This window comes from Gemmatimonadaceae bacterium, from assembly GCA_020852815.1.
GTDB lineage: Bacteria > Gemmatimonadota > Gemmatimonadetes > Gemmatimonadales > Gemmatimonadaceae > SCN-70-22.
The window spans coordinates 1-12,253 of sequence record JADZAN010000006.1 but is presented as its reverse complement, the minus strand read 5'-3'; the positions used below and the strand labels follow the sequence as shown (position 1 = coordinate 12,253).

General features: G+C 66.3%; 8 protein-coding genes. 6 read left to right on the top strand and 2 right to left on the bottom strand.

The genetic code is table 11. The features are described from left to right. The first annotated feature begins 385 nt into the window (after window positions 1-385). The 4 genes from IT359_04145 (at window position 386) to IT359_04130 (ending at window position 8,242) form a co-directional block, all read left to right on the top strand. On the top strand, window positions 386-1,348 hold the full coding sequence (locus IT359_04145) for an acetamidase/formamidase family protein (GenBank protein ID MCC6928166.1): 963 nt from the start codon (window positions 386-388) through the stop codon (window positions 1,346-1,348). 351 nt (window positions 1,349-1,699) lie between these two features. Next, window positions 1,700-6,346 carry an RHS repeat-associated core domain-containing protein gene (locus IT359_04140; GenBank protein ID MCC6928165.1) on the top strand — a complete coding sequence of 1,549 codons (4,647 nt, stop codon included), beginning with the start codon at window positions 1,700-1,702 and terminating at the stop codon, window positions 6,344-6,346. Continuing rightward, a complete protein-coding gene (locus tag IT359_04135) occupies window positions 6,343-6,579 on the top strand; it encodes a hypothetical protein (GenBank protein MCC6928164.1) in 237 nt (78 codons plus the stop codon). The genes IT359_04140 and IT359_04135 overlap by 4 nt, the downstream gene beginning before the upstream one ends. A gap of 787 nt (window positions 6,580-7,366) precedes the next feature. After that, on the top strand, window positions 7,367-8,242 hold the full coding sequence (locus tag IT359_04130) for a sigma-54-dependent Fis family transcriptional regulator (GenBank protein MCC6928163.1): 876 nt from the start codon (window positions 7,367-7,369) through the stop codon (window positions 8,240-8,242). A gap of 25 nt (window positions 8,243-8,267) precedes the next feature. Here IT359_04130 and IT359_04125 read toward each other — a convergent pair whose 3' ends face one another. Then, entirely contained in the window at window positions 8,268-8,690 is a 423-nt protein-coding gene (locus tag IT359_04125) for a hypothetical protein (GenBank protein MCC6928162.1), read from the bottom strand. Between the two features lie 307 nt (window positions 8,691-8,997). Here IT359_04125 and tadA point away from each other — a divergent pair, with 307 nt between their 5' ends. Beyond that, the gene (gene tadA / locus IT359_04120) at window positions 8,998-10,251 is read left to right on the top strand and encodes a Flp pilus assembly complex ATPase component TadA (GenBank protein ID MCC6928161.1); all 1,254 of its coding nucleotides are present in this window, start codon (window positions 8,998-9,000) and stop codon (window positions 10,249-10,251) included. A gap of 127 nt (window positions 10,252-10,378) precedes the next feature. Then, window positions 10,379-10,972 carry a hypothetical protein gene (locus tag IT359_04115; GenBank protein MCC6928160.1) on the top strand — a complete coding sequence of 198 codons (594 nt, stop codon included), beginning with the start codon at window positions 10,379-10,381 and terminating at the stop codon, window positions 10,970-10,972. A 910-nt stretch (window positions 10,973-11,882) separates the two neighbouring features. Here IT359_04115 and IT359_04110 read toward each other — a convergent pair. Then, window positions 11,883-12,253 (bottom strand): transposase (locus IT359_04110; GenBank protein ID MCC6928159.1); only part of this gene is annotated, 371 nt, incomplete at its 5' end.

Here is a 12,253-nt window from a genome sequence, read left to right as displayed (position 1 = left end):
CGCACTGTACGTGACATAGGCGACCGGCTCCGTCGTGTTGTGGCTCTGGTCCGTCGGCTCGTCCGGCGGCGTAACCCACGTTACCACGACCGCGAGCCGGTCGCTTCATTCTGACTGACCCCAATTTGCGCTGACCCCAATTTGCGTGACCCCGATTCGCGACCCCGATTGGCGAACTGGGCGAGCCCCCCGCCCCGGAGTACCCTCGCCCCACGCGTGACCCGCGCCCAGACTACGAAGACTGCGGCGCGCGGCGCGCATGCGGAGCTCCCCATCCTGAGTGGCGATGTCCCGACCTCCCTTCCTCCGACTCCTCGGCGCCGCCTTCGGGCTGGCGCTCGCGCTCCCAACGCTGTCGCAAGCGCCCCCCCGGCGCCATCGCCTCATGCCCTCGCCCTCGACCGTCGCCTACGGGTACTACTGGGCCGACGCCAAGCCGGTGCTGCGTGTTGCATCTGGCGATGAGATCACGATCGGGACGCTCCTCACCTCGACGCCGGCGCGACTCGAAGGGGCCGGCGTGAAACCGGAGGACATCGAGCCCTCGCTGCGCGCCATCGTCGACAGCGTGAAGGATCGAGGGCCCGGCGGCCACATCCTCACGGGGCCGATCTTCGTCGACGGAGCAGAGCCGGGCGACGTGCTCGAGGTTCGCTTCAAGAGAATCGACCTCGCCATTCCGTACGCCTACAACGCGTTCGGCCCCACCAGCGGCTTCATCCCCGAGGACTTCCCCACGCGTCAGATGAAGATCATCCCGCTCGACAAGCGCTCGATGATGGCGCGCTTCGCCCCGGGAATCGACATCCCGCTCAAGCCGTTCTTCGGCAGCGTCGGCGTCGCGCCGCCAGCCGCAAGCGGTCGCGTGAGCAGCGCCCCACCCGACATCCATGCGGGCAACCTGGACAACAAGGAGCTGGTGGCCGGGACGACGCTCTACATCCCGGTGCACGTCCGCGGGGCGTTGTTGCAGCTGGGCGATGGCCACGCGGGGCAGGGCGACGGCGAAGTCGACATCACGGCGCTGGAGACGTCGCTCGTGGGCGTCATCGACGTCATCGTTCGCAAGGACCTGTCGCTCACCTGGCCGCGCGGCGAGACGCCGACGCATTGGATCGCCATGGGTGCGGACAAGGACCTCGTGACGGCGACCAAGACTGCGCTCCGCCAGGCGATCGACTTCCTCTCGCGCGAGAAGGGGCTGTCGCGCGAGGACGCCTACATGCTCGCCAGCGTCGCCTGCGACGTGCGCATCACGCAGCTCGTGGACGGCAACGTGGGGGCGCACGTGATGATCCCCAAGGCGATCTTCACCGGCAGGCGCGCGTCACGGCCACCGACCAACTGAGGCGTGCACGGCACGCCCGATTGAGGCCACGCTCAATTGGGGTCAGAGTCACCGAACCAAATTCTCGGTGACTCTGACCCCAATTTGCGCCTGACCCCGATTTGCGCCGATTTACACTGACCCCGACTCGCCGAGCGTAGCGCCGCCGTCATCGGCTGCTCACGCGGCAAGCGCAGGCGACGCGCGTCCGTTCGCGAGCGTCCACGTCGAGTTCGCGCGCGTTCATCCCCGTACGTCGAGCGGCGATTGCGCCTGAACAAAGTCCAGCAGCAGCAATGACTTGCGAACGAGCCCTCGTTGGCACGTGCCGTGCCCTCCGTGCGCTGCAACCTGTGCACATCGAGGTGGACGGTGAATGGGACACGACTGGCATGGTTCGCGATCGGTACGGCGGTGGTGAGTGGCTCGGGCGTGGCAACGATGGGGAGGAGTGCGTGGTGGCCGTCGCTCGGACACGCGATGGCGCAGGCTGCGCCCGTCGCCGACATCGACATCTACAACTCCGGCTATCCGATCGAACGCAGCGCGTGCCTCTCGGTCAGCCTCGGGCAATCGGCAGGAAGCGAGTGCGGCAACCTGCGCGTGGTGCACCCGCTGCCGTCGACGCGCGTGTTCAACACCGACGTGACGCCGACCTTGCTCTACAACAGCGAGTTCGCGCATCCGTACCTCACGGTCCCGGTGACCATCAAGCAGCTCGCCGGCACCACCCAGCCGGATAGCGTCGACGTGGAACTGTGGTGGGGGGCATTTGGTGCGACCAAGACGCGGCGCGCGCGGGCGGCCTGGCTCGGGACGGAGTGGCCCGCCGGGGTCACCACGACGCGCCGCGTGACCGTACGGCTCGACTCACTCATTGGCGATACCACGGGCGTGTATGCCTACGCGGTCGTCGCGGCCAACTGGTACGGCGGCACGCGCCAGCAGCAGGGGTATCAACCGTCGGGCGGCTACCACCTCGTGAACCGCAGCGACAGCCCCTATGGCGCCGGCTGGTGGCTGGCGGGGCACGAGCAGGTGAAGAAGTACTACCAGTCGGGGGGGACGACGGCGCTGCTCTGGATCGGGGGTGACGGCAGCACGCGCACCTTTACCGTCGGGCAGGCCATGTACTACGACCGCCGCGACTCGATCATGTACGATCCGGTGACGCTGCGATGGGTCCGCAAGCTTCCCGAGGGCCGCCGCGTGGAGTTCGATCCGGCAACGGGCCTGCACATCCGCACCGTCAATCGCTTCGGGCGCGTCACGCAGTTCGTGTACGGCGGCACGCCGCTCAAGCTGGACTCGCTCAAGCTCCCCACGACGGCGCCGCGTGCCTACGCCTTCACGTACGCCGGCAACCGCCTGACGAGTGTCACGGCGCCGATGGCCGACGTTGCGCGCATCACGCTGCTCACCAACACCGGCGGCAACATCACGCAGATCAGGAATGCGGGGGACTCGATCGTCGGCTTTGCGTACTACGCGTCGGCGGCTCACCAGTACCTGATGAACCAGCGCACCGCGCGCACGGGCACGCCGACGAGTTTCACGTTCGACTCGGCGCTGAAGGTGCGCACGGCGAGCGTGGCACCCGGGGTGGGCGGGGCCATGATCACGCAGACGCTCGTCGCCGGGGAATCGCGCGGGCTGCCGCGGTCGGGGACGCCGAGTTCCGTCGACACGAGCAAGGTCTACACCTGGGTGGACGGGCCGCGCCCGGTGGCCGACACGACGGCCCTGTTCCAGGGGCGTTTTGGCGAGATGCGCCGCATGGTTGATGCCGTGGGGGCCGTGACGCAGGTTCGCGCCCAGGCGTACTACGACGGCTGGCAGTTCGGCTGGAAGCCCTCCCGCGTGCGCCGCCCGGGGGGGCAGGTGGTGTTGTACGAGTGGGACATGCGCGGGAATGTGCTGCGCGAGATCGATTCCACGGGGACCACGCCCGGTGTGCGCGACACCACGGCGTTTGTCTACGATACGACCTACGATCAACTCACGCACCACATCCCGCCACTCAAGGACACGCTGTTCTTCGGCGTCAACGCCGCCAATGGCCGGCGCGACTGGCAGCAGGACACCCGGGGCGTGCCGAGCCGCATCACCTACGGCTACGATCCGACGTATGCGGAGCAGGTCACCAGTGTCCAGCTCCCGGTCGTTGGTGGCGTGAGTGCCACCTACTCGTACACGTACTTCCCGGGGACACGCAACGCGAAGACCGAGACGACGCCGCTGGGCTACACGACCACCTGGACGGAGGATTCGATCGGACGCACCACGCGCCTCGAGCAGCCCATCGATTCCCTGGTGACCTCGACGAAGCGGGAGGTCCGCGCGTTCACGTATTCCCTGCGTGGCGATCGCTGGTATGAACAGACCTTGGTCACGGGGGGGTCGGCGGAACAGATCCTCGTGCACTCGTACTTCGACGCCGATGGCCTGGTGACGCGGGTGGAGCGAGCCCTGAACCCCGACCCCGCGGCGATCGGCACGATGACGACGCAGTGGCGGCGCGACAACATCGGGCGGCCGTATGCGGTGCAGGCACCGGACGGTCGGGTGGACAGCACGGTGTTCAACGAGATCGGCAAACCGGTGCAGTGGTTCAGTCGTCGATACGCTCCGTCGAACCCGGGAAGTGCGCAAGCCGTCACGACCGTCTACGACGTGCTCGGGCGCGATAGTATTCGCAACACGCCCGCGCTGAGCTACGCCGCCCGACTGGTTGGCATTCCGACCCGATGGAGCATCTACGGCCTCGACTCCGCGTATCGCGCCTACACGATTCCTGCGGTGGCCGACAGCTTTCTCTACGACGCGGAGGGGCGCATGATCTCCGCTCGCAATCGGTGGGCGCGCGTCACCCGGACCTACAAGCGGAACGGTCGCGACAGTACCGAAACGCAAGACCTCGCCGACGTCGCGGGCGCGTTTGGCGCGCACACGTTTCGCGTGGGCTTTACCACCGACCGCAACGGACGCCGCATCAAGACCGCCGTTCCCTCGCAGCTCGTGCCGGCCGCGAAGGACACCATGCGCATCGCCTACGGCGCGTGGGGGCAGGATAGCCTCATCACCGATGTCGACGGGGGGCAGTACCGATACACGTACACGGCGCGTGGCGAGCCGGAGAATCTCGTGTATCTCACCGCGTCGGTGACACAGGCGTGGACCTACGACGCGGACGGTCGCCTCAAGGCGAGCACGGTCTCCAATGGCACGGGCTTTCCGCGCTGGTCGTATGCGCAGCTTCGCAACATCATGCAGCGCTTTGATGGGCGAGGGAAGCTGCTGCAGCGCATCAGTAGTGTCGCCATGATCGATTCCCTGCAGCTCCAGTACACCGACCTCGGGACGATGTGGTGGAGTCGCGCCTCCTCGATCGGGATCTCGCAACTCTGGGGGACCTACAATCAGGCGCGGACGATCTCCGTCGACTCGATCGGGGCCGATCCCCTGGGGAATACCTACACGGGCTGGCAACAGGACTGGTCGAAGCTCGGCAACAACCCGCCGGTCGCGGCTCCCGTGCTGCCACGCCCGGCGACCTATGTCGCGGGTGTCGGCCGCCTCGCGACGCAAGGCGCGGCGATCCCCGGCATTCGGACGTTTACGTATGACTCCGCGGGGAACGAGGCGTTCGCGTCGCTCCGCGGCCACAGCGGCGGCAACAATCGCTCCGAGGATCGCGCCTCCTACTACGACGCGGCGGGGCAGCTGGTCGCGGCGGAGTCGCGCGCGCTGACCTCGGAGATTGACCCGACGCAGGGGTTACGCAATACGTTCGAGGAATACCGGCGCGACGCCCTGGGGCGGCGGGTGTGGGTGCGGGCGCGGCGCCGCTGTCAGTTCGAAGTGGCGGGGCTCCCGGAGCCCGGTGGGGAATCGATCGCGTGTTCGCGGAGCTTCGTGCGGCGCACGGTGTGGGACGGCGTGCGGGAGCTGGCGGAGATCCAGATGCCCGACACGCCGGCGTCGCGCGAGCGCGACGGCACGGTGCACGACAGCCTGCCGTTGCTCAACGGCAAGGATCCGAATCCGTACTACGGGCGCGTGGTCTACACGTACGGGCTGGCGCTGGACCAGCCGCTGGCGATCTACCGCCTGGGCTATGCGGACAAGCCGATCGGGGGTGGGTTCACGGCGACGTGGGGGAACTTTGTGCTGCACCCGATCTGGGAGGAGACGGGGGAGGCGCGGATCGGGGTCTTCGGGAACGGCGCGGCGGTCCGCCAGCTGGTGGCGGGCGGGACGGCGTGCGGGGTGGGAGTATCCCAGCAGCGGTGCGTGAAGCAGTACTGGGCGGAGAGTTTCACGCCGCGGGACCGGTTGCACGGCTTCACGGCGGCGAGCTACATGGGGTCGTTGCTGGAAGGGAAGCGGAACACGACGGGGACGGAGTACAAACGGGCGCGGGTCTACGATCCGCAGAGCGGGCGGTTTACGCAGGAGGATCCGATCGGGTTGGCGGGGGGGCTCAACCTCTATGGCTACGCCAATGGCGATCCCGTCAACTTCAGCGATCCGTTTGGGCTGTGTCCGTGGTGCGTGGCTGTTGCAGGAGAGGTTCTTTACGGAGCCGCTGTCGGAGGCATCACCGGCGCGATCGAACAGGTAGCGCTGAATAAGCTGTCTGGGCGACCCACATGGGAGGGTGTCGGTGAGACTGCGGCGATCGGCGCGGGCGTTGGTGCGGTAACAGCAGGTGCAGCCTCGGCCGGGAGGGTATTCAACGCCGTTCGGAAGGCGGGGCGCGCCGTAGGCTTTGCGGAAGCGGAAGTCGCTACCACCGCGGAGGCGAACGCGGCCGCCGAGACCTTTGCTGGCAAGGGAGCACGACCGATGGTTGAACGTTCTACGGGTCGACAAGTTGGCGTCCGCAATGACGCGACTGGAAACCAGGGGCGGTACGTGCATACTGATAAGAGCATGCGTAGTCCGCATGCGAATCTTGAGAACTCCGTTGGCGGCAACACTCACGTGAAGGTGAATCCATGGTGGCCATTCCGATGATCGCCGACCTCAGGAAGCTCACGGGACAACGCGCACTCATTGAGTTTTCTGACGGGGAGGTGGTGGTAGCTGTGATCCTCAAGGTGGACCCAGACGAGCACGAGGATATCACCTTCGATGTCGAGACTGTCCGCAGGGCGGTTCGAGCAACGCCTTACGAGAAACGCAACGTGTATGTAGCGCCGATTCGTGATCTCAGGAGCGTTCGCGCAGCGGATGGTGGAGTGCCCTAACGCCTAGCGTCACCTGCGGCGCGACGGTATGCGCCGTCAGGTGCACGTCAGGTTAGGCAAGAGGAAGTCGAGCCTTACGGAGGTCCGACCCACGCGAGCGGGGCGTGTCGTTTGGCCGTCGGTGAGCGCCGCGGAAGCTGCATAACGGGTGCTCGTCCGGGGCAGGATTCTCTCTCCACCCCACCATTTGCTTCAGCGCCGAGGAGGCGATCGGGACCGACCCGAGTTAGCCGAAGACTCGGTGAACTGAATCCTCACGCAACGTGTTGCCTCGAGCCGCCGCTCGCCGTGGAGTAACGCAGTGCTTCGACCACGCCCTCGTGCGGCCGCCATCCCTCCGGATGGCGAATGGTCGCCGTATTGAACAAGCCGATCTCGACCTCGGCCAGAGCGACCTCGTGGCACTCCCCACACCTGCCGACGGGCGCGTCTCTGCCGGTTGACGCGAGACGCTGCTGAACCCAGCGCGACTCGCGCCTCGTCTCGCCGATCGGCATCCCGCCACCCGCCACCCCCCACCGCTCCCATCCGAAAAAATCGGGGAACCGCTCTCTTGCACGGATGGCGACCGGCGTGTACTAGCTCTGACACAAGATCGTGTTGTCCGAGCAACGTTAATCGGTGCCGCCGTAGTCGAGGGGCATTGTGTCTGGGGGTGGCGAGGATGCGAGATGGTATGCACGGTACCCAACGGTCGAACGGGTCGACCCGACCGGCCCCGAACGAGACACGAGAAGCAAACGACGCTCGCGCGATCTTCGAGGGAAGCTCGAGCGCATCGAGAGCCGTGTGGCAGGACCTCACTGAATTCGCGCGAACACCATATCCCGTTCTCCTCAGCGGAGAAACCGGGACGGGCAAGTCGATCCTGGCGCGCGAGGCTCATCGTCGATCGCGCCGCGCGGCCGGACCGTTCGTCGAACTCCCCCTGCCGGGAATCCCCGAGGAGTTGCGGCAGGCTGAGCTCTGCGGCTGCGCGAGGGGCGCGTATACGGGCGCAACTCGCGATCGCCCCGGAGCACTTGAACTCGCCTCCGGCGGCACCCTCTTCCTTGACGAACTCGGTCACGCTTCAACGAAGCTGCAGCAGTCGCTGCTTACCGTCATCGAGAGCGAGCGGACGCGGCGACTCGGCGAATCACGCTGGCGCTGCGTCAGCGTTCGCTACGTGTTCGCGACATCCAGTGACCTACGGTCGCTGGTGCAGCGAGGCACCTTCCTGAGCGAACTCTACTTCAGAGTGCAGGGGTTTCTCATTCATCTCCCACCGCTCCGAGATCGGCGCGAGGACATCATCCCCCTCGCGGAGCTATTTATCGCGAACTCGCTGGGAGAATTGGAGAAGTCGCCGCGATTCCGCATCTCCACGTCACTGGCGGAGTACATGCGAACTGCCCAATGGGTGGGCAACATCCGCGAGTTGAGGTCGGGCTGCCAGTTCCTGGCGGTACGCGCCAGACCCGACATCGCGCTCGATTGCTCGCACCTTCCTGCGACCGACGAATTGGGCAACACTCGTGCAGCAGACCCTGCCGCGCGAGCACACGAGGCGCTCGCACGGCACGACGGCAACAAGTCGAAGGCAGCGCGAGAGTTGGGCTTGAGTCGTGGCAAGCTGTACCGCCTGCTCGCTCATGCCGTGCTCGATAAGGTGGATCCGTAAGCGCGCCAAGGTTCCCTGACTCAGGTCATTGCGTCGCTGCGCTCGACCGCTCGGATGCGCCACGCTTGCCCACGGCCACGAACTGCGCTCCAGCGACGGTGGCACAGGCACCCTTGGACGGGCGTGCGACCGTGTATACCCACCGGCGCTCAACACCGTTGTCCATGACTATGGGTCTTGCGAATGGACCGCAGTCGATCACCACACCGCCAAGCGACCGACGCAAGACGACGTCGTCGAATGGAGGCACGGGTTCATTAGTCGCGGTCGTCTGCTGCGCTTCAAACGAGGCGCCGGTCGATCGCATGACGAAGTCGGTGCGCGCACTCTGCATGGCGGGCGCGTCGGTGGCGGCGAGCGACGAATGGGAGACTACTCGTGGCATGGCCGCCAGCGACGCCACGCCTCCGGCAAGTGCGATCGAGAGGAAGAGCACTTCGCGACGCATGTGAACCCTCCGGGAATGAGTGGTCATCCTGATTGCAAGTCGTGCACCGGAGGCTCGAAGTTCTGCATCGTGCGTGTTTGCCAGCAGTTACGTCCCATTCGTTGATTGCGCGGTCTCGGTCAGCGATGAACGGCGCCGAACGCGCGCGCACGAAGGCGAACGCTGGGTTGGTCCTGCCCATTCCGCGGACGGTGGCGTGAGGGGCACAAAGCAGGCAAAGCGCAAAACTGATCGGCCGTGACACTTGTGCTCGGGCAGAGTTGTCCGGGAAGACATCGCTCGGCCGGATACATCGTGCGCCAAGGCGATGGCCGTCAAGGAGTTGGCTCCAGGTGCAGCGCCGGGCACGCGGGATGCACTTCCTGACGACATGACTGGCTCCAGAGACCAGGCGTCCTTTCGGAGTTCACTTGCACTCGAGAGCACGTTCTCGCCCGAGTATCTCCGCTATTACCGGGTACTGCCTCTCTCGCTGGAGAACGAGCTGCGGGTAGCATACAACGGTGATCTCCAGCGAGATGTAGAAGAACATCTCGCCATCCTATACGGCCGACCGCTACACAAGGAGCACTGCGAACTCGAGATGCTCCAGCGCGCCATCACGGCCTCCTTCGATGGAACAGAAGTGAAGCGCTCGGCGCGTATCGAGGATGAGCGCGCCGATGACGAGGGTGGCAGCTCGATCGCAGATGCGCGTGATCTTGCCCTGCAACCACCGGTCATCCGTCTCGTCAACACCATCATCCGTGACGCTGTCCGCGCCCGCGCCAGCGATGTGCACTTCGAGGCGGCGACCTTGGGCATGAGCGTGCGCATTCGCGTCGACGGCGTGATGCACGCGATGCAGTCGCCGACCCGGCAGATGCAACCCGCCATCGTCTCACGGTTGAAGTTGCTGGCCGATCTCAACATCGCCGAACAACGTCGCCCCCAGGATGGGCGCCTCCGCATGCGCCTGAATGAGGCGGAACTCGACATCCGCGTCAGCACCGTGCCCACGTTGCACGGCGAATCCGTAGTCCTTCGCCTGCTTCGCACCGACACGGACGCTGCAACGCTCGGTTCGCTCGGCACCATGGTGCCCTTGTTCGGTACCAGGCGAATACACTCGCATCCATGGAAACGTCGACCTGCTGAGCATTCTCGGCGGCGGCTGGTGAGGACTCGAGTCGAAGCGGGTCCACGCGCAGCTGCACGGCGTCCCACAGAAGATCATTGCGCACTCGACGCGCGTACGCAGCCTAGGCAACCTGCTCGTACCAGACCTGCAATCGCGGTTCGTGCTGCCACAGCGCGCGGCGCGACTCGTCCGAGAGCCCCGCCAAGTGCGCCCGGAGTTTGTCGCGCGTTGCGTCGGCGCCGAGGCTCAACGCCCAGAGAACAGCGGGGGTCAATGCCGGCATCCGCAGATCGCCCGCGCCGGGTGCCGCGTCCGCTGCCTCCTGGAGCCACACCTCGACCTCGGCCGCGCTCCGCCCGGATAAAGCACGAAGGGCGACGACCCATTCGTCGTGGGAGAATGTGCCAATGGCTTGGCTTCGCGATTCTGGCTCACCCATAACCCACCAAGGATGATGATGACCGCTCCAGCGATGTCACCTCCGCCGCTCCGGGCGCAGAGGGGTGTGGCGCTCCTCGCCCCAGCGCGAGTCCGCGGCCCACACGATTCGCCGGGCACGCGCCCTTTCATGCGCCTTGCCACGGTGCTCGTCGCGTTGCTCTTGAGCGCGCCTGCGGCGCTCGCCGCGCCGCGCCTCTTCCCCGCCCCTCCGTTCGTCGGACCCTGCCCTTCCTCCGTAATCTTTGGCGGCCAGACATCCGTCTACGGGATCGACTACTGGGTCTACGGTACGGCGGTCGTCCTTCAACATCTGTCCCCCGGCGAAGACGCCCTCCCGCGCGCCAAGTACAGCTTCCCTCCGGGATGGTTCTACAATTCGGTGCTGGGCGAAGGGCACGCCACGTCGAAGATGAAGGCCTCTGCGACACGCACGAAGTGCATCGACATGACCGGATGGTGGATCCATGTCTATGAGTACTACGAGAATCTGACCATCGCCAGTGTGACCCAAACCGACGAGTTCGTCACCTGCGCGGACGGCAGCCACGTAGACGATCCCTCGGGATGCCCAACGTCCGGCGGTGGTGGCGGCGGCGGCGGCGGCGAGGGAGGCGGCGGGGGCGGGGGATCGGGCACTGAGCACTACTACTACATCTGTTACATCACGTATTGGAGCGACAACACGGAGGATTGGGTCTGCTATGGTCCATACAACTACTAGCACGGCGATCGGGCGTCGTCTCGGCATCGGGACCCTACTCCTGGTCGCGGCGTGCCGACTGAACGAGCACCCGGCTGTTCCCCCAACGCCGGCGAAGCGTACGCCGGACGTGGCCGCCGCCTTGGGTCGGGACACGACATACAACATGACACGCGCCATCGCGGACTCCCTGCTGGCGAACATCTCGGGGTCCGGGAGTGACTCCCTTCGGCGCCTCCTGTTGACGCCAGGACGGGCGGTCATCGGGGCCGACCCCTCGACACCGCTCGGACAACAGCTGGCCGCACTCGGCACGGCCCCGAGCCGGCCAAGCGGCATCGAACTTGTCGTGATCGCCGTTATACCCGACGGCGGGCTCGGACGAAGAGGCTTGGCGGTCAGGCGCCGATCCGCCGCGTATCCCGTTGACCGCGTTATCCTCGAGCGGTCGAACGCCACGGCGGCCCGACTCGGGGCGGCGCTCGCATGGCTCAAACGCGTACGAGCGGACAGCGCGCTTGATCGTCAAGTGCGTGGCACGACAGTGGTGACGCCCCTTGGGGTGCTGACGTCTGTCGAACAGGCAAGGGCACAGGCTGTCCTGGACCGCATTGCCCTGCAACCAGCGGGGGCGCTGAACGAGTTCACGGCCGCCCAATGGGTTGAAGTCTCGATGCCATCTGCCGACCTCCTGCAACGACCACGACGCTAGGCGTCGCAGGACCTGCGTCGCCGTACCGTCGCCGTTCGAGGTGGTACTCGCGAACGGTCTCGCGCAGCGGGCCGGGGCTCCCGACTGATACGAGTCACGCGGTCTCGCCTCCCCACCGGAGCGCCGACGCAATACGGCGTGCGCTCCGGTGATGACGCAGGGAGGGTGCCTCCGGGACAGAACGCGCCTTGTCCGCCGGTTAGGTCCGAGCGAGGCGCATCACCCATGGTGCAACATGAGGCCGCGAGGCGGCGGACCTCCGTCTCCCCTGTGCTTGCCATGCCGGCTTCGACCTCGTCGTCCGCTCGCCCAAATGAAGCCGAGCAGTTCGCGGGCCACGAGGGTCGCGACATAGAGCGGAGGTTTCCCTTTGGCGACTAACGTGCGGTAGCGGTGGCACAGGCGGTGTTGCGCCTTGGTCGCGAGGACGACCACGCCCGGCGGTTGGTCCGCCTGACGGTGTCGCAGGGCGCCGGTGGTGGCCGGGCCGCGGCGATACGCCCACCCCGCTTCGACCAGCACGCGCCGGAGATGCGCGTTGCCCGTCTTGGTGATCGCCCCGCGGCGCACACTCCCCCCGCTGGAGTGCT